General features: G+C 56.0%; 21 protein-coding genes. All 21 read right to left on the bottom strand.

Annotation, left to right across the window (positions count from 1 at the left end):
• Nucleotides 1-38: 38 nt before the first annotated feature.
• Nucleotides 39-965 (bottom strand): L,D-transpeptidase, encoded by a 927-nt coding sequence (gene ldtA / locus FDW95_RS06370; protein ID WP_115259925.1) that lies wholly within the window; start codon nt 963-965, stop codon nt 39-41.
• A 118-nt stretch (nt 966-1,083) separates the two neighbouring features.
• On the bottom strand, nt 1,084-2,148 hold the full coding sequence (cobT, locus tag FDW95_RS06365; protein ID WP_115258169.1) for a nicotinate-nucleotide--dimethylbenzimidazole phosphoribosyltransferase: 1,065 nt from the start codon (nt 2,146-2,148) through the stop codon (nt 1,084-1,086).
• A 25-nt stretch (nt 2,149-2,173) separates the two neighbouring features.
• Complete coding sequence (cobS, locus tag FDW95_RS06360; RefSeq protein WP_115258168.1) at nt 2,174-2,917, bottom strand: adenosylcobinamide-GDP ribazoletransferase; 744 nt, start codon at nt 2,915-2,917, stop codon at nt 2,174-2,176.
• Entirely contained in the window at nt 2,914-3,459 is a 546-nt protein-coding gene (cobU, locus tag FDW95_RS06355) for a bifunctional adenosylcobinamide kinase/adenosylcobinamide-phosphate guanylyltransferase (RefSeq protein ID WP_096756671.1), read from the bottom strand. The genes cobS and cobU overlap by 4 nt, the downstream gene beginning before the upstream one ends.
• The gene (locus FDW95_RS06350; protein ID WP_115258167.1) at nt 3,456-4,976 is read right to left on the bottom strand and encodes a cobyric acid synthase; all 1,521 of its coding nucleotides are present in this window, start codon (nt 4,974-4,976) and stop codon (nt 3,456-3,458) included. Before FDW95_RS06350 ends, cobU begins: the two co-directional genes overlap by 4 nt.
• Nucleotides 4,973-5,788: an energy-coupling factor ABC transporter ATP-binding protein gene (locus tag FDW95_RS06345; RefSeq protein ID WP_115258166.1), complete on the bottom strand. Its 816-nt coding sequence runs from the start codon at nt 5,786-5,788 to the stop codon at nt 4,973-4,975. Before FDW95_RS06345 ends, FDW95_RS06350 begins: the two co-directional genes overlap by 4 nt.
• A gap of 8 nt (nt 5,789-5,796) precedes the next feature.
• Nucleotides 5,797-6,474: an energy-coupling factor ABC transporter transmembrane protein gene (locus FDW95_RS06340; RefSeq protein ID WP_096756668.1), complete on the bottom strand. Its 678-nt coding sequence runs from the start codon at nt 6,472-6,474 to the stop codon at nt 5,797-5,799.
• Nucleotides 6,461-6,742 (bottom strand): energy-coupling factor ABC transporter substrate-binding protein, encoded by a 282-nt coding sequence (locus FDW95_RS06335; protein ID WP_096756667.1) that lies wholly within the window; start codon nt 6,740-6,742, stop codon nt 6,461-6,463. Before FDW95_RS06335 ends, FDW95_RS06340 begins: the two co-directional genes overlap by 14 nt.
• A 2-nt stretch (nt 6,743-6,744) precedes the next feature.
• Nucleotides 6,745-7,482 carry a cobalt ECF transporter S component CbiM gene (gene cbiM, locus FDW95_RS06330; RefSeq protein WP_096756666.1) on the bottom strand — a complete coding sequence of 246 codons (738 nt, stop codon included), beginning with the start codon at nt 7,480-7,482 and terminating at the stop codon, nt 6,745-6,747.
• Nucleotides 7,479-8,192, bottom strand: a complete 714-nt coding sequence (locus FDW95_RS06325; protein ID WP_115258165.1) for a cobalt-factor II C(20)-methyltransferase — start codon at nt 8,190-8,192, stop codon at nt 7,479-7,481. The genes cbiM and FDW95_RS06325 overlap by 4 nt, the downstream gene beginning before the upstream one ends.
• Nucleotides 8,189-8,983 (bottom strand): sirohydrochlorin cobaltochelatase, encoded by a 795-nt coding sequence (locus FDW95_RS06320; protein ID WP_115258164.1) that lies wholly within the window; start codon nt 8,981-8,983, stop codon nt 8,189-8,191. Before FDW95_RS06320 ends, FDW95_RS06325 begins: the two co-directional genes overlap by 4 nt.
• A 10-nt stretch (nt 8,984-8,993) precedes the next feature.
• Nucleotides 8,994-9,779 (bottom strand): cobalt-precorrin-6A reductase, encoded by a 786-nt coding sequence (locus FDW95_RS06315; protein ID WP_115258163.1) that lies wholly within the window; start codon nt 9,777-9,779, stop codon nt 8,994-8,996.
• The gene (locus FDW95_RS06310; protein ID WP_096756662.1) at nt 9,776-10,501 is read right to left on the bottom strand and encodes a precorrin-3B C(17)-methyltransferase; all 726 of its coding nucleotides are present in this window, start codon (nt 10,499-10,501) and stop codon (nt 9,776-9,778) included. Before FDW95_RS06310 ends, FDW95_RS06315 begins: the two co-directional genes overlap by 4 nt.
• A complete protein-coding gene (gene cbiG, locus FDW95_RS06305; RefSeq protein ID WP_115258162.1) occupies nt 10,501-11,556 on the bottom strand; it encodes a cobalt-precorrin 5A hydrolase in 1,056 nt (351 codons plus the stop codon). The genes FDW95_RS06310 and cbiG overlap by 1 nt, the downstream gene beginning before the upstream one ends.
• Complete coding sequence (locus FDW95_RS06300; protein ID WP_096756660.1) at nt 11,537-12,310, bottom strand: cobalt-precorrin-4 methyltransferase; 774 nt, start codon at nt 12,308-12,310, stop codon at nt 11,537-11,539. The genes cbiG and FDW95_RS06300 overlap by 20 nt, the downstream gene beginning before the upstream one ends.
• Nucleotides 12,303-12,872 (bottom strand): decarboxylating cobalt-precorrin-6B (C(15))-methyltransferase, encoded by a 570-nt coding sequence (locus FDW95_RS06295; protein WP_115258161.1) that lies wholly within the window; start codon nt 12,870-12,872, stop codon nt 12,303-12,305. The genes FDW95_RS06300 and FDW95_RS06295 overlap by 8 nt, the downstream gene beginning before the upstream one ends.
• Nucleotides 12,862-13,467 (bottom strand): cobalt-precorrin-7 (C(5))-methyltransferase, encoded by a 606-nt coding sequence (locus tag FDW95_RS06290; RefSeq protein WP_115258160.1) that lies wholly within the window; start codon nt 13,465-13,467, stop codon nt 12,862-12,864. The genes FDW95_RS06295 and FDW95_RS06290 overlap by 11 nt, the downstream gene beginning before the upstream one ends.
• Nucleotides 13,452-14,600, bottom strand: a complete 1,149-nt coding sequence (gene cbiD / locus FDW95_RS06285; protein WP_115258159.1) for a cobalt-precorrin-5B (C(1))-methyltransferase CbiD — start codon at nt 14,598-14,600, stop codon at nt 13,452-13,454. Before cbiD ends, FDW95_RS06290 begins: the two co-directional genes overlap by 16 nt.
• A complete protein-coding gene (locus tag FDW95_RS06280; protein ID WP_096756656.1) occupies nt 14,597-15,229 on the bottom strand; it encodes a cobalt-precorrin-8 methylmutase in 633 nt (210 codons plus the stop codon). Before FDW95_RS06280 ends, cbiD begins: the two co-directional genes overlap by 4 nt.
• Nucleotides 15,230-15,239: 10 nt before the next feature.
• Entirely contained in the window at nt 15,240-16,199 is a 960-nt protein-coding gene (gene cbiB, locus FDW95_RS06275; protein ID WP_115258158.1) for an adenosylcobinamide-phosphate synthase CbiB, read from the bottom strand.
• Nucleotides 16,196-17,575, bottom strand: a complete 1,380-nt coding sequence (locus tag FDW95_RS06270; protein WP_115258157.1) for a cobyrinate a,c-diamide synthase — start codon at nt 17,573-17,575, stop codon at nt 16,196-16,198. The genes cbiB and FDW95_RS06270 overlap by 4 nt, the downstream gene beginning before the upstream one ends.
• Nucleotides 17,576-17,646: the final 71 nt, after the last annotated feature.

The raw sequence follows: 17,646 nt of genomic DNA, 5'->3' as shown, positions 1-17,646 counted from the left end.
CGGCCTGACGGTAACATACAGGCCGCGCGGGGTAGTGATTAGAATCTCTGCACCTGGCTGATATTCACTGGCATCCCGGAGCGGCGTTCCAGCGTTGCATTAGCACGACTGACGTCCACTCCCTCTCCGCCCACAAAACTGCGTAATGCCGGAGTCACCGGCAGTGGGATCTTTTTATCCGACTCATATTCGCTGCGGTTGCGTGACAACGGTTCATGAACTTCAACCCAGCGGCTACCGTCTGGCTCAGTGCTGTATTTAACAGGCCGGTCGATAAGTTGAACCCGCGTTCCCACCGGCACGGTATCAAACAGGTATTTAATATCGTCATTGCGCAGGCGAATACAGCCCTGGCTGACCCGCAGCCCAATTCCGAAATTAGCATTGGTGCCGTGAATAGCGTACAGCTTGCCAATATAAATGGCGTACAACCCCATCGGATTTTCCGGCCCGGCCGGAACAAACGCCGGTAAGCTTTCGCCACGCGCGGCGTATTCCCGGCGGGTATTTGCTGTTGGCGTCCAGCTCGGTGCTTCCTGCTTGCGCTGTACCGTCGTCACCCAGTTGCGCGGCGTTTCTCTCCCCGCCTGACCGATACCGATGGGTAAGATTTCAACTGTATTGCTGTCTTTGGGGTAATAGTAAAGACGCATTTCAGCGACGTTTATAACAATCCCCTCACGCACGGTGTCCGGCAAAATAACCTGCTGTGGCACCACCAGCGTAGAGCCCGACTTCGGCAAATAGACATCCACCCCCGGATTGGCTTCCAGCATATTGCTCAGCCCCTGCCCGTACTGCGCCGCAAATGCTTCCAGCGGTTGCGTATTGGCTGGCGGCACCGTAATAGTCAGCGGACTGCCGACCAGGCGGCTGCCCTCTGGCGGCAACGGATAGCTCACCGCCTGAGCTCCCTGGCCGGCAAGCAGTATGATAAGTGAACACAACAGTTTTACACGACGCATCATTGTCCTTTCCTTCGCCGCAGCAGATATCCGTTAATTATAGCTTTTTTATCGGGTTAACGGGGTTACGACGGACCCTACCAACAAGAACCCCGCCGTTAAGCGGGGTGCAGCTTGACTACGCTTCCTTACCGTCCGGAAGCACAATATTGCTGGCGGCTAAATGCCCCATATTGTTGTACATGGCGCAGGCGGCCTCAACGATCGGCATCGCCAGCGCGGCACCGCTGCCTTCACCTAAACGCATGCCCATATTGAGATACGGGTCCAGTTCCAGATGCGCCAGGGCGGTACGGGCACCTTTTTCGGCGGAAAAATGTGAAGGGATCAGGTACGGCTTAATCTCTGGCGCAATCTGACAGGCTGCCAGCGCAGCGGAATAAGAAAGGAACCCGTCCAGCAACACCGGCAGACCGCAGGAGGCAGCCCCCAGCATCACACCCGTCATCCCCACAAGATCAAAGCCACCGACTTTGGCCAGCACATCAATACCATCTGTGGGATCGGGCTGATTAATGGCGATCGCCCTACGCACCACATCCACCTTATTGCCCACCCGCGAGAGTGGCAGGTTAGCGCCAATCCCCACCACCGCCTCAGCATCACTGCCGGTCAGTACGCTAACAATCGCCGCCGCAGGCGTGGTATTGGCCATGCCTAACTCGCCGACGCCAAACAGCGTGACGCCCTCTTTCGCCAGTTCACGGGTATAGCGCATCACTTCCAGCAACAGTTCCTCGGCCTGAGAACGGTGCATTGCCGGGCCTTCAGCAATATTGCCGCAGCCACGCGCAACGCGCATATTCACCACGCCAGGAATAGGGTCAGCGTCAATCCCCACATCAATCACATGAACCTTTGCGCCAACCTGGGTCGCCAGTACGCAAACGCCGGTCGTGCCACGCGTCATATTTGCTGCCTGAATCGCCGTAACCACTTTCGGCGAAACGGCCACACCTTCATCCCAGACGCCGTGATCGGCGCACATCACCAGCATCGCTTTCCCCCCCACGCGCGGCACGCCCTTCAGGCCTGGCATACCGGCGAGTTGCACGGCCAGGGACTCAAGACGTCCCAGGCTGCCCGGTGGTTTAAGTAAGCCATCAATATGCTGCTGTGCGCGTAACATTGCAGCACTGTCGGGAGAAGGGATCGCGTGGAGTAAAGCGGATAAAGTCTGCATAAGGGTTCTCAATGTGTTGACTGGCTCAAAGCAGAGCCAGTAAGAAGATCAACTCGCCAAGTTCGATAGCCGCGCCAAGCGTATCGCCGGTCTGCCCACCTAACGTGCGTTTTAATAATTGCCCAAGAATGAAAATTGCCACCATCGTGACGACCAGCGCCGCCACTCCACGCATGCCGGGAAGCAGTACAGCAGCAAGGATCGCCGCAAGCCCCAACGTAACGCAGGTTTGTCGTCCGGTTACTTTGCCTATAAAGACATTTCCCAGCCCTTCTTCGCGGGCATAACGATGCCGGTACATCAGCAAAACTGCGGTTCCACGCCCTGCCACACAGGCTGCAGTCAGTGCAGCCAGCACTGGCGTTCCGCGTAAAGCCAGTTCGCTCACCACCAGCACTTTAGCCAGCAGAACAAAGATCAGCGCCAGTCCGCCGTGGGTCCCCAGGCGGCTGTCGCGCATTATTTCCAGCATCCGCTCGCGCCGACGAGCAGAAAACACGCCATCACAGGTATCCGCCAGACCGTCAAGATGAAAACCGCCGGTCAGCAGCGCCAACGTCAGCACGCTAAACAGCGCTGCCAGCGGGATACCGCACCAGGTTTGCAGCGCCATGAAGACCAGTCCCGTCAACCCTCCCAGCACCACGCCAATCAGCGGGAACATGACGATGCCGCGCGAGTATTGTTCGAACTCCAGTCCTTGCGACCAGCGTGCAGGAACGGGCAAGCGACTGATAAAAGAGAGCATTGCCCAAAACAACTTACTCATTTAATTTTGACTCCAATTCCAGATACCACCAGCCAGACCTCATCTGACGCTGCCGCCAGACGCTGGTTTACCCGCCCAGCAATATCGCGAAAATGCCGCGCCAGACGATTTTCCGGAACAATCCCCATCCCCACTTCATTAGTCACCAGCACGACTTTTGCCGGGCAACGCTGACAAGCGTCAATCAGCACACGGATCTCATCCTCAATGGACCGTTCCATCGCGGCGTAGTCCCAGCCATCCGGTGAACTGTCGCCGCCTAACGCAAACAGCTGGTTCGTCACCATCGTGGTAATGCATTCCAGTAAAATCGCCTCGTGCGGATCGTTCTCGGCCGTAATCAGCGCATCCAGATGTTGCCAGCGCTCGGCTGTACGCCAGTGCGCAGGGCGTCCATCACGATGGTGCTGAATTCGCGCCGCCATCTCCTCGTCGAAAATCTGCGACGTCGCGATGTACAGCACGTTTGGGGAGTCCGCGATCAGTGCCTCTGCGTGACGGCTCTTGCCGCTACGGGCACCACCGGTAACCAGAATCATCATACTGGCTCCTGGTGTTGCTGCATGATGGTATAAATTTTCTCAATATCGATGTGTTGCCGCATCGCATCCGCCAGCAGATCAAACTGCTGTGATTTATATTGCGCGTAATGGAAGGTTGAATCCAGTGGTGCTAACCCTTTGCGCACCCGCAGGCCATTCACCAGCGCGCGCGTGAATTCATCGCTGTCAAACAAGCCGTGGAGATAGGTGCCGAACGCCAGACCGTCGTGAGTCACCGCGCCATCAGCAACGTTACCACCCTCTTTTTGCAGCGTCATCACCGACCGACACTCCCCGGATAACACCGTTTCACCCATATGAATTTCATAGCCGCGAACAGCTAACCCTGAGGCGTCTGCCAGCCAGTCCGGCAATGTGGCCGACATTTGCCCTTCAACCAGGGTCGTGGTTTTGTGCTGCGCAAAATGGGTAACGGTATCGAGCAAGCCAAGGCCCGGCAGCGTTCCCAGGCCCGACTCCACGTCATCGATAATAGTCTCGCCGAGCATTTGATAGCCACCGCAAATCCCCACCACCGGCACATTCTGACGATGTAGCTGCAACACGCTGTGCGCAAGACCGCTTTCGCGAAGCCAGACTAAATCGCCGAGCGTATTTTTACTGCCCGGCAAAATCACCAGATCGACGCCTGCCAGCTCTTCCGGGTGCCGAACATAGCGCACCCGAACGTCCGGCTGGGCGGCCAGCGCATTAAAATCCGTAAAGTTGGAAATATGCGGCAGTTGCACCACAGCAATCTCGATATCGCGTTTGTCGGTGCGTAAATACTTCCCTTTTTGCAGCGCGACGCCATCTTCATCTTCGAGATCAACATCCAGCCACGGCATCACGCCGAGTACGGGAACGCCGGTCAGCACTTCAATTTGTTCAATACCGGAATAGAGCAGCGCCACATCGCCACGAAATTTATTGATAATCACGCCTTTTACGCGCGCGCGTTCATGATCATGCAGCAGCGCCAGCGTGCCATAAATCGAGGCAAACACGCCGCCGCGATCGATATCCGCCACCAGCACAACCGGGCACTGCGCCATCTCCGCCATCCCCATATTGACGATATCGCGATCGCGCAGGTTAATTTCAGCCGGACTTCCCGCCCCTTCCAGCACAATAACGTCAAATTCCTGCGCCAGGCTGTTATAAACCGAAATGATCTGCTCGCGCAGACGCGGTTTGTACTCGTGGTAACTTACCGCATCCATATCGGTCGCCACTTTGCCCATCAATACCACCTGCGCTTTGCGGTCGCTGGTCGGTTTCAATAGCACCGGATTCATACGTACATCTGGGGTGATCCCTGCCGCTTCAGCCTGGAAAATTTGCGCACGCCCCATCTCTTTCCCCTCAGGCGTAATACCCGAGTTCAGCGCCATGTTCTGCGATTTGAACGGCGCAGTACGTCGTCCATCCTGATAAAAAATACGACACAGCCCGGCGACTAATACGCTTTTGCCTACATCAGATGCCGTTCCCTGCAACATTATTGCCTGCGTCATGACGCCTCCTTCAGTGCGTTCTCTCGCATACAACGATAAAATTCAGCCTCTGTTTTACACAATGGAAAGCCTAGCTCTGTGTGCAACTTCACCAGCCAGGGCTGAGTTAATCCTGCTTGTTCAATAAGGTCCGTGCGCGCGAATACCTCACCGGGGGTGCCGTGCATCAGCACTTCTCCCCGGCGCAAAACGTAAACCGCGTCACTCACTTCATAGATAAGATCGATATCATGGCTGGAAATAACCACATGATTTCCCTGCGCCACGATCCGTTTAATAATCTCAATCATTTGCGTACGGCCCGAGGGATCAAGGCCCGCAGTCGGTTCATCCAGCAGCAAATACTGCGCCTGCAGTACCAGCGCGCCAGCGATCGCCACGCGTTTTTTTTGTCCGTGGCTTAGGCATTGAATAGGCTGATGACGGAAATGTTGTGCATCCACCAGCGTCAGGGCATCTTCCACCCGGCGAGCAATTTCTTTTTCATCCACGCCAATATTGCGCAGGCTAAAGGCGATGTCGCTGTCGATATCGGTATAAAAGATTTGCTGATCGGGGTCCTGAAATACGGTCGCCACCTGCTGACGCAGTGCCAGCAGGCCTCGCTTGCTGTAATCCAGCGGTTTTCCTTGCCACATCACCGCCCCCTGCTGTGGACGCAGCAAGCCACTCAGGTTCATAAACAGCGTGGATTTTCCGCACCCATTGGCCCCCACCAGTCCAGTGACGGCCTGCGCGGAAAAATCCAGCGTGAGCCCTTTGAGGACCGGGTCATCCTGATAGCGAAACCAAAGCGCTGAGGTGGCAAGCATACTTATCCTTACAGGTGAAAATCACCCTGATACAGTTTGATATCCAGTGTGGTGGTCATTTGCTGATAGCGGATTAACACACGCGTAAACAACAGCCCCACCAGCATTGCCAACGAGCGATAGCTCAGCGGCACGCTACGATAACCAAAACGCAGCGTTTGCGCGCGGTGAATAGCGAGCGCTTCGTCTAAAAGAATAAAAATAAATCGCCAGGTCAGTAGGATCTGCTCAGTCAGCAGGCGCGGAACGCGCGCCCATTTCAGTAAAAGAATTAATTGCGGGAACGGCAGATTAAGTACCAACCAAAAGGTGGATGCCAGCGCCGCCAGGCTTCGCCAGAATGTTGCATTGGCAGTGAGTACACCCGCTTCGGTGACGCCTAACCAGTAGCTACCCACCGGCAGACTAACCAGTAAGCTATGCGGATCGCGACTCACACTGAATAGGATCGTCACTACCCCGACCAGCAAAAAACCAAACGGCAATGCCATCCAGCGACACCAACGCCAGAAAGAGATGCGCAGCAGCCAGCAGCTCAGTGCGGCAATGAGTAACAGCTCGATACCCTGCCCCAACGGAGGCAGGGTAAACGCCAGAATCATCATCACTAACCACAGCAGAAATTTGCGCTGCGGTGTGACATGAAACCAGCGGCTCTGGTAGCTCAGCCTGTCAAGACCGGTCATCACGGCGTTGTCTGCCCTTGGTGTAACCCAGAATGTAGAAAATTACCGCTGCACCGAGCGATCCCTGAAGCGTAAACAGCAGACTTTCAATTTCACCACTGGCTGGCTCATACAGCGGCTGGAACCACGGCTCATAATGCGGAGCGATGGCCTGAATCTGGCTTTCCGCTTCGCCATCTGATCCTCCGTATTCTCCTCCGTGGTTGATGAAAAATGGCAGGACAACCAGCCCAATCACCATTGCTAACAGAATCAGCGTCTTTTTCATGGTTAATGTCCTTGTGCGGTGATGAGCTGCCGTTTGGTGAGCTGGTCATAAATCATCACCGTGAGCAAGCCTTCTGCGATAGCGATTGGGATCTGCGTCAGGCAGAAAATCCCCATGAACTTGATGATGGAGCCCGTAGCACCTACGGACGGGTCCGGGAAAGCAACACCCAGTTGCACCGACGTCACAAAATAGGTCACCAGATCGGCCAGCATGGCGCAGAGGAAGACGCAGACATCACGACGGAACCCCGCACGGCAAGCCATTTTCCACACCATATAGCCGACGACCGGACCAATAACCGCCATCGACATACCATTAGCACCCAGCGTGGTCAAACCGCCATGTGCCAGCAATAATGCCTGGAATAACAAAACGATGGCCCCGAGAATGGCCACCACGCCTGGCCCGAACAGAATCACCGCCAGACCGACCCCGGTCGGATGCGAACAACTCCCGGTAACAGATGGAATTTTCAGCGCTGACAGCACGAAAATAAACGCGCCACACAGGGCCAGTAACACTTTCTGGTGGTTATCTTCCTGCACAATTTGGCGCAGGCGCACCAGCCCATACCACAGGCAGGGTAAAAACAGCAGCCACCAGGCCAGCGCCCACATCGGCGGTAAAAAGCCTTCCATAATGTGCATAGCAAACGCCTGCTCAGGCACAATCATCAGTAACAGCGCCGCAGCCAACCCGCTGAAAGACAGCTGTTTTAGCTGGTGTTCAAGCTTCATCTTTCATACTCCCACTGTTTATTGACCAGAATGGTCGAGAAATACGGCAGCGGCTGATCGTCACTCACTTCACTGAGTTGGCGCCAACACTGCTCACCCGGTAGCGTGGCTTCGGACATCATTAACGCGCAGTCCAGAATGCCTTCTTCTTCTAGCAACGCCTTGATACGTGCAAACCGACCGTAGACCTTCATCAGCACCAGGCTGTCATGCTGCTTTAACGCCTGCCGGATTTCTGCCTCCGGCGCAGTGCACGAGACGACCGCCAGCGACTGCTGTTCCATGGCGAGCGGCGTTTTTGAGCGCGCGGCAATCGCAGCAAATGAGGTCACGCCGGGGACGATTTCTAACCAATCAGGATTACCAATACGCTGGAGTAAAAAGACCCAGGTACTGAACAGCATGGCATCGCCGAGGGTGATGAAACCGACCTGCTTGCCGGCCTCCACTTCCGCAACCAGTGCAGCGGCAACCTCATCCCAGACGGCTTCTTTTTCGGTACTGTCGGCGCTCATCGGGAAATGGCAGCAGCGAATTTCAGTCTGCTCACCGACATATTCCCGAACGATAGACAGCGCCAGGCTGTCGCCACCTTTACGCCCGGCGGGCGCATAGAGAATATCCAGCGAGCCGAGCGTGCGCGCCGCGCGCACGGTTACCAGATCGGAGGCACCTGGCCCAGTGCTCAATGCATACAATTTGCCACTCATGCTGCTTCCTCCAGCGCCACGCTCAGCGCCTGCTGTAAATGTGCCACGAACATGGCGCGTACCGCCGGGTTCTCACCCAGACCACTCAGCCACGGCGTGGCCGGAATGCCTGCCGCATTAAATAATGTTTTCCACGAGTCGTCTTCGTCGGAGGCCATATCGTTGATAGCGTGGTCACCCGCAACCAGCATTAATGGCATAAGATGCACCGCTGTTATCCCTTCGCGACCTAAGCTGTCGATAAGAATATCCACTTCCGGGTAGCTCTCTACTGCACCAACTCGCGCCGGGAAACCCTGCGCGGTCATCATGTGATCGAGGCAGGCATAAGCGGCAAAGGCGTGATGGCTGGCCCCGTGCCCCATAAACACCACTTTTTCTCGCTCACCAAGCGACGGCATCTGCTGCTGCAGCGCCAGCATCAGTTGCGCGTAATCATCATGGCTGCTCAGCAGGGGAACCCCCAGCGTCAGGCGCGCAAACAGCGGGCGCATACTTTGTACTTCACGAACTATTTTTTCGTACTCGTCACCGTTAATGATGTGCAGCGACTGAATAGCCACATCCTGATACCCCTGCTCCGCCAGCTTTTGCAGGGCCTGCAACGGCGTGTCGATGTCAATGCCGTCGCGCTGTTTGAGCTTGCGGATGATCATCCCGGAGGTAAATGCCCGAAACAGGTCACGGTCAGGGCAACTGGCCGCAAGATCGCGTTCACAGGCCACAATATTTTTCTCACAGGTGTCGTGATAGCTGGTGCCAAAACTGACCACCAGAAGCGCCTTTTTCATCTCTAACTCCTTAAGCCACAGCCAGCCAGCGCGCTAAACGCGCCGCAAATGCGGCCTGACTATCCAGTAATTCTTCTCCCGTCACCAACGGTGCCGGACGTGTAATCACGATGCAGGGGATCCCGGCATCCAGACAGGGTTGTACTTTTTCCTGATAACCACCTTCCGCACCCGATGCTTTGGTGATGACCACGTCAGCCAGACACTGACGGTAAAAAGCGGCATTAAACTCAGCACTAAACGGCCCGCACAGGGCGAATATTTCGCCAACGCCAAATCCTAAATCGGCGCATTGCTGGATAACGTCAGGCACCGGCAGTACGCGGGCCAGCAGTGTTTTTTCCGGCAGCCCCGCGCGCCAGATAGCCAGATCTTTGCTGCCGGTGGTTAGCAGCACGCGTTCGCCAAAGCGACGCGCCACGTCGCAGGCTTGCTGAATACTCTGCACGGTATAAAGATGCGGATGCGTTAAGCCACTCAACTGCTCAGGGCGCTGATAGCGGCTCAGCAGCACGCCCGCCGCTTCACAGGCGCTCATGATGTTACGACTCACCACTTCGGCATACGGATGTGAGGCATCAATCACCCAGCGCGTACGGTTTTCCTGCAGCCAGGCAACCATGTGTTCCCGCTCCAGACGTCCGCAGCGCACCTGACCTTTAATATCGCCCGCCAGCTGTTTCCCCGTTGGGGTGGCTACCGACAGGGTATAAGCCACGTTCGCTGCATCCAGTTGCTGGCACAGCATGCGCGCATCGCTGGTACCGCCCATGACCAGCACATCACCGTAATTCACAGTACATAACCGCGTGGGGTGATCATCAGACCATCCTGAACGTAGGTCGTTTTGTTGCCGACAATCACCAGGCTGGTCATATCCACCGGTTCAAAGTCCATTTCGCCGAGCGTGGTCAGCCATTTTTCCTGTTTTTTACGTCCGGCTGACTTCACGATACCCACCGGTGTTTGTGCACTTTTGCTGGCAGAAAGCAGCTCAAAAGCACGTGCCAGATGCCCTTCGCGGCCACGGCTGCGCGGGTTATAGAAACAAATCACGAAGTCAGCTTCGCCCGCGGCCACAATGCGTTTTTCAATCACCGGCCACGGTGTTAACAGGTCGCTTAAACTGATATGGCAGAAGTCGTGCATCAGCGGAGCACCGAGCAAAGAGGCCGCGGCAATGCTGGCAGTCATCCCTGGAATTAGCTTGACCTCAACATCCAGTTTCTGCTTGCTGACCAGCTCAAGCACCAGCCCGGCCATGCCGTAAATTCCGGCATCGCCGCTGCTGATTAGCGCCACATTATGACCGGCCTGCGCCAGCTCAATCGCAGCCTGGCAGCGTTCTATCTCTTTGCACATCCCGGTTTTGATCACCTGCTTATCGCCGGTGAAGGCTTTTACCAGGTGAGTGTAGGTTTTGTAACCCACGATAATTTCTGCCGCTTTCAGTGCTTCAACGGCTTCCATGGTCATCATTGCCTGCGAGCCAGGACCAATTCCAATTACGGTTAACATCAGTGTGAAACTCCCAAAGTAATAGTGACGCCCTGTTCACGCAGGGTCTCGCCTAACAGTTGTCCATGGCTCAGCAGCCAGGCTGCAGGACCGGAGACGCTCCCCGTCCCGACCGTTTTACGCACAAACGATGAGGCAGGAAAACGGTGTTCATGCTCACGCAGCGCGTCAGCAGTAAAGGTTTCGAAAGGTACGCGACAGCAGGAAGCCAGTTGGATAAGCCCCTGTTCATCTTTTTTCAGCGTGATGCTGCCGATGGCTTTTAGTGCCAACGGATCGAGCCGTTGGGCTTCAAGTTGGCGGGAAAGCAGTTCAGCTAACAGCGGGAACGGCGTATCGCGACGACAGCCAATCCCGGCGACAACACGCTGTGGCACCAGCTTCCAGTGCGGAAGGGGCAACTCGGGGAGATCGGTCCGCAAGGTGATGCAAATCAGCGCATCGAGCTCAGGGAGTTGGTTCAGGTCAGTCACCGTGATGAAGCCACGACGATCGCAATGACTGACGTCCTGCGCCAGTTCGTCGTCCCACCACAGGCCAACCCGCTTGTTGCTGACCAGCATCTGATTAACGATTTTTACCACCGAACGGAAGTCGGTCATTCGCGCATTCAGTTGAAACGCCAGCGTATCAAGAGCCGCCATGTCATTCACATCCGTCGCCGTGGTGATCACCGGATCCGCACCCAGCATGCCCGCCAAGTAGCGCGCCAACGTGTTAGCGCCCCCCGCATGGCCCGACAGCAGGCTGATGACATGCTGCGCACGCTCATCGATCACGACCACCGCCGGGTCACAAAACTTGTCGTTAACCAGCGGGGCCAGCACACGTACCGCAATACCGGTCGCGCCGATAAAAATCAGCGCCGAATAGTTCGCAAACGCATCGCGGGCCGCATTGGCAAACCCGTTTTCGAAGGGAAGAAATCCCTCCTCCAGCAATTTTTCACTGGTGAAACAGGTCACCGGTAGCATTGCCGCCAGACGCTTCGCCAGCAAAACACCGCCGGGCGTCAGGCAGAACAACGCGATAGACTCAGGCTTTACGGTATTCATGGCTAAAGTCCGCCGCATAGAGTTTGGAGTAGTGATACTCCGTGCCCAGGAAGTTGCCGACCAGAATAAGCGCCGTTTTCCGGATCCCCGCATCGCGCACTTTGTCGCCAATATCCTCAAGGGTGCCACGTACGGTCTGGCTTTCAGGCCAGGTGGCTTTATAGATGACCGCCACTGGCGTGGTCGCCGGATAACCGCCTTCAATCAGACGCTCAGCCACCCGATGGATACGCTGGACGGAAAGATAAATCGCCATCGACGTCTGGTGACTGGCAAACGCCTCCAGTTGTTCGCGCTCCGGTACCGGCGTACGACCTTCAAGACGGGTAATGATCAGACTCTGCGACACTTCAGGTACCGTGTACTCGACGCCGAGTTCTGCCGCTGCCCCGAGGAACGCGCTGACGCCAGGCACCACCTGCCATTCAATCCCGCGTTTGGTCAGCTCTTCACCCTGCTCGCGGACCGAGCCGTACAGCGAGACGTCGCCGGTTTGCAGACGCACAACCGTTTTACCCGCTTTTACACCGGCTTCCATCAGGTCGAGGATCTGTTCCAGATGCAGTTCGGCGCTGTCGTGACACTCAGCATCAGGTGGGCAATATTCCAGCAGTTCGGTGTTAATCAGCGATCCGGCATAGATAACCACCTGCGCCTGCTGCAGCAACCGGTAACCTTTGAGGGTAATCAGCTCGCGATCGCCAGGACCAGCGCCAACAAACCACACACTACGGGGATCAAATATCTCAGACATGGTTTCCTTCCTTCTGACAGGCGATAACAAAAACGGGATTATTCGGTTTGAAATAGTGGCCACTGCCAAGCGTGGTCAGTGATGACACCTGCATTTGCAGGCAGTCCACACCCTGCACGCCAAGGTGCTCCAGATGCGCCAGCGCGGTATTCAGGTTTTCCTGAAGAATGAAGGTCATTACCAGCCGTCCGGCGGGATGCAGTTGACGCATCGACCAATCGATCAGGTCGGTCAAGTGACCACCACTGCCGCCCATAAAGATGGCATCAGCTTTTTCCGCGATGGTCATCGGCGCGATACCGGGATAAATATCAACGTTGGCGCAGGCAAAGTGCTGGCGATTCTCGTCCAGCAGCCTGAGTGCCGCCGGGTTACGCTCAATCGCCGTCACGCGTAGCGATGGATATTGCAACGCCGCTTCTATCGACACGCTGCCGGTTCCTGCGCCAATATCAATCAGGTGCGTGGCGCGGTGTAATTCAAGTTTTGAGAGGGCAAGTGCACGTACCGCTTCTTTGGTCATCGGCACCTTCTCTCCACGCAGAAAAAGCTCATCTTTCATCGAGGATCACCACTGCATTCATGTCATAGTCGGCATTAATTTCACTGAGCGGCAGGCAGTGGATGCGTTCATTTTCCATTGCCAGGTTTTCGCCAATCACCATCCAGCGATGCCCCTTACCACGGGCAATAAGCTGATGTGCAATTTCGCGCGGACCGCACAGGGCATCCGTGACCATCGCCACCTTGTTATGTCGTGCCAGTTCATCGAAACAGACGCTACGGCCGTGGCTACTGGTCAGCCACATGTCGTTCATATCAATACCGGACTGCGCGCACAGATATTGCACCGCACTGATGCCAGGAATAATGCGCACATGTTCAATGCCAAAATGCGCCACCATCCGGGTGCCAATGCCGTAGAACAACGGATCGCCAGAGGCCAGTACCACTACATGCTTCCCCTGATGCTCGCCAATCCAGGTTAATAACTCCGGGATATTGGCGCCAAGGGCAAACCGCTCGCCGGTAAAATCCGGGAACTGCTGCAAATGCCGTTTACCACCGACCAGCACATCCGCCGTGGCGACAGACTCGCGTGCTGCGGGCGTCATCAAATGCAACCCCGCGGGTCCCATCCCTACAACGGTAAGCATGTCATCTCCTGCGCAATCTCTGTGACCGGGCGGTTGCTGCCGAGGATCTGGTTATCAAAAGAGAACATGATGGCGTCGCAGGTCGGCGGATTTTTGGTAAAACGCAAAGTCTGCAGGACACGCATGCAGATACGTTTAGCCAGATGATCGTAAATATGCTGAAAACCGTAGGCATCGATGTGCTCCATCGCGGCTTCGGTGGTATCGCAGTCGCTGACCAACGTCAGTAATTCCAGCGGCGCACCGAGCAGCGCCAGGTGGGCGACCAGAGTTTCCATACGCGCGTCGGCAATATGGCTGTGGGTATGGAAAATACCCGCTGCAATTTTGATGAGCTTGCCCGGATGTCCGACGAGAACGATTTGTTTGAACCCAAGGCGGACGGCCTCTTCAATCATGTAGCCGACAAAGTTGCTCATGGTGACCACCACCTGCGTGTCAATCCCCATCTGTTCTCGGACAAAACGTTCGCCATGGTTACCCGGCACCAGCACCACGTGTTCAAGTCCCGCCGCACGTTTGATTTCCAACTCCAGCGACAATGAACGCTTCCAGCTCTCTTCCGACATGGGCGTAACAATGCCGGTGGTGCCGATAATGGAAATGCCGCCCAGAATACCCAGACGCGAGTTGTAGGTTTTCTGCGCCCGCTCTTCACCTTCCGGGGCAAAAATTTCAATCTGTGCCCCACGATTAGGGCCGATCGCCTCGCGAACCGCTGACTCAATAGTCTGACGCGGCGTGCGATTGATTGCCGAACTGCCTACCGGTAGGCCAATTCCTTTGCGGGTGACCGTGCCGACACCTTCGCCGCCCTGCAGCGCTATTTCGCCGCTGTCGTCTAGCGTCACACGAGCAAAAATCAGCATCCCGTGGGTGGCGTCCACATCATCGCCGCCGTCTTTACGAATAGCGGCAATCGCCTGCTGCCCTTCAATGTGCGGCGACTCAACGTTCAGGCATAGCGTGACCCCGGACGGGGTGACTATGGATACTTGATGGATCAAATGCTGACGCAATACCATCAACGCAGCGACTTTGGCTGCTGCCGTCGCACACGATCCGGTGGTGTACCCTTTGCGCAGCGCTTTACCGTTGTGCCATACCGGTGCGTCAAAGGGTTGGTCGCTCATCGCGCCCCCTGCATGTGGTAGAGCATCGCGTTGACGATAGCGGCTGCGACGTTGCTTCCGCCTTTGCGGCCCAGGGCAGCTATGGCAGGCAGATGACTTTTCGTCAGCGCATCTTTTGACTCCTCCGCGCCGACAAACCCTACCGGCACACCGACCACGCCGCTCACGGCAACATCATGTTCCATCAGGCGGAACAGCGCCGTCGGCGCATTGCCAAAGACAAACAGCTTTTCGCCCTCTTCCTGAACCGCAATGTCGACGGCGGCCATCGAACGAGTGATACCCTGTTCTTTTGCGGCGCGCACCACACGCGGGTCGCTGATGTAACAGCGGCATTCTCCGCCGAATTTTGCCAGCAACGTTTTGTTGATCCCGGAAAGGGCCATCGTAGTATCGGTATAAATCACGCTTGATCGGTTTAACGCGGCGCAAAACTGCGCCAGTACATCATCGGAAAACCACAAAATGTCCAGCCAGTCGAAGTCAGCGGTGGTGTGGATCACCCGCTTGATGATGGCCTCATGTAATGGGCTGGCAAACTGATAGTCCGGGCGGGTTTCACGAATAATGTCGCCAATGATGTCGAAACTTTTGGCTTCAATCGCCTGGGGTTGCTGAATGTATTGCATTGTTTTGTCCTCAGGCCACACCGACCAACAGCCACCGCAGCGCAATAAATAACGCCAGAGCCAGGGTCGATGCTACCCACATCAATCGTATCGTTTGGGAAATGTCGTCTACTGAAATGTCTCGTTGTGCATCACCGATCCACGGTTTCTCAACGCGCTCGCCAAAGTAGTCGTTAGGACCACCCAGTCGAATGCCTAATGCCCCGGCAACGGCCCCCTCGGACCAGGCACAGTTTGGACTGCTGTGGTTGTAGCGATCGCGCCAACCAATGTGTAATGCACCGAAGCCGTCTTTACGGCATAAAAATGCAGTGCACCCGAGCAACAGCCACCCCAGTCGGGCAGGAATCAAATTCGCGACATCATCCAGTCGCGCACTGACCATCCCGATAGCACGGTACTTTTCATTTTTATAGCCAACCATGGAGTCCAGGGTGTTCACCGCTTTGTAGGCCATCGCCAACGGGGCACCGCCGAGAAACAGGAAGAACAGCGGTGCAATGATGCCGTCCACGGTGTTTTCAGCGATGGTTTCCACCACCGCGCGATTGATCTGTTTCGGCTGTAATTGTGAGGTGTCACGCCCCACAATCCAGGAGAGTTTTTCCCGACTTTCTGTGAGATTATTGGCACGCAGTGGACGTTCGACATCTCGTGCGGCATTCGCCAGGCAGCGGCCAGCCAACACGGTAAAGATCATCCACACCTCGACGCCCCACCCTAGCCACGGATGAAGCGATTGCGCCAGCGCCAGTACGCCCCATGAAACGCCCCAGGTCACGCCGACCACCACAACCCACAGCACTGCGCCACCGATACGCAGCATGCCATCGCTATGGCAGTAGCGGCGCACCAGGCGCTGCACAGTGGTAATGAGATTGCCAATCCAACGTACCGGATGCGGCCAGCTCTGCGGATCGCCAATGATAAAATCAAGCAGCCAGGCGACACACCACGCGAGCAGTGTCATTTCACGCTCCTCGCGGCGTCCAGCCAGTGATTAAGCATCTCAGGACGCTGAGCAAAATGAACATGCAGGTAGCTGGCAAATGCATTGCCAACCTGCCAACCGCCAGACCACGCCTGTAATGTTTCGCCATCGCGAACTTTGCGACAGCTCATCACGGCCTGGGTTTGAGGGGTAAAATCGGAATAGTGAAATTCATGTCCGCGCAGCACGTCACCGGGCGCAGCGAGTAAGGTTTGTTGTTCGGCCTGCGCTTCACAATAGCCAAATCGGGTCAGACGTTTGCCCATTTTGCTGTGACCGGGAATAATATCCGCCATCGGCCAGATATCGCCGTTGCTGTCTTCCAGCGAACTCCCCAGGTACATCAGACCACCGCACTCCGCGTAAATCGCCACACCGCGCTGATGAGCCGCACGCAGTTGCGCCAGCATGGTGGAATTTCGGGCAAGCCCGGCTGCGTGCAGCTCAGGGTATCCGCCCCCTAGCCAGATCATCTGGCAATCAGGGAGACGGCTGTCGTGTAGCGGGCTGAAACGGACAATATTGAGGCCCGTGCGCGCCAGTAGCGTAATGTTATCCGGATAGTAGAAGTTGAATGCTTCGTCATCAGCAATGGCAAGCGTCAGTCCAGCTCCGGCATCGGCGGCAGGAAGCGCGGGCCATTCGCCCACCGGTGGGGTGTCTAACTGGCTTAAGGCCAGCAGCGCGTCGATATCTAACGTTTGCTCAAGCGTTGTAGCAAATTCCTGCCACGGCAACTGATTGACGATTGATTCCCGCGCGGTCACCAGTCCCAGATGACGCTCAGGGAGCGCCACGCCATCGACGCGGGGAACATAGCCCAATACCGGTATCGAACAGTAGCGTTCGATGGCGACTTTAAGTAGCTGGTAATGCGTTTCGCTGTTTACCCGGTTAACAATCACGCCAGCAATGTTCAGCGTTGGATCAAAATGCTGGAATCCCATCACCGTGGCGGCAATTGACGTTGAGACGGCTTTACCGTCCACCAGCAAAATGACCGGACAGCCCATCTGCTTCGCCATCGCGGCGGAACTGCAGTAATTGGGGTCCGTACCATAACCGTCATACAACCCCATAACGCCTTCGATGACGGCGATATCCGCATGCTGCATATGTTCGCAAAATAAGGCGTTCAGCGTGGAAGTGGGGAGCATGAAGCTATCAAGATTGCGGGAGGCTGTGCCAGATACGGCGGTATGCCAGCCGGTATCCAGATAATCAGGACCGACTTTGCAAGGCTGGACGCGCAAACCGCGTTTTTTCAGCAGACTCAACAAGCCCAGCGTTACCGTGGTTTTACCACAGCCGCTTCCGGTACCTGCAAGAACAAACGCGCGAAAATTGGCCGCCATACCCTGATCCTGTTCAGGGTGGTAGGGGTGTAGAGATACCCAGTCTTTCGACTGTATGCATCTGAGCAACC

This window comes from Citrobacter sp. wls718 (assembly GCF_005280945.1).
In the GTDB taxonomy this organism is placed as follows: Bacteria; Pseudomonadota; Gammaproteobacteria; order Enterobacterales; family Enterobacteriaceae; genus Citrobacter; species Citrobacter gillenii.
Note: the sequence above shows the minus strand (reverse complement) of the source record. Positions and strands in the feature narration are given on the sequence as shown.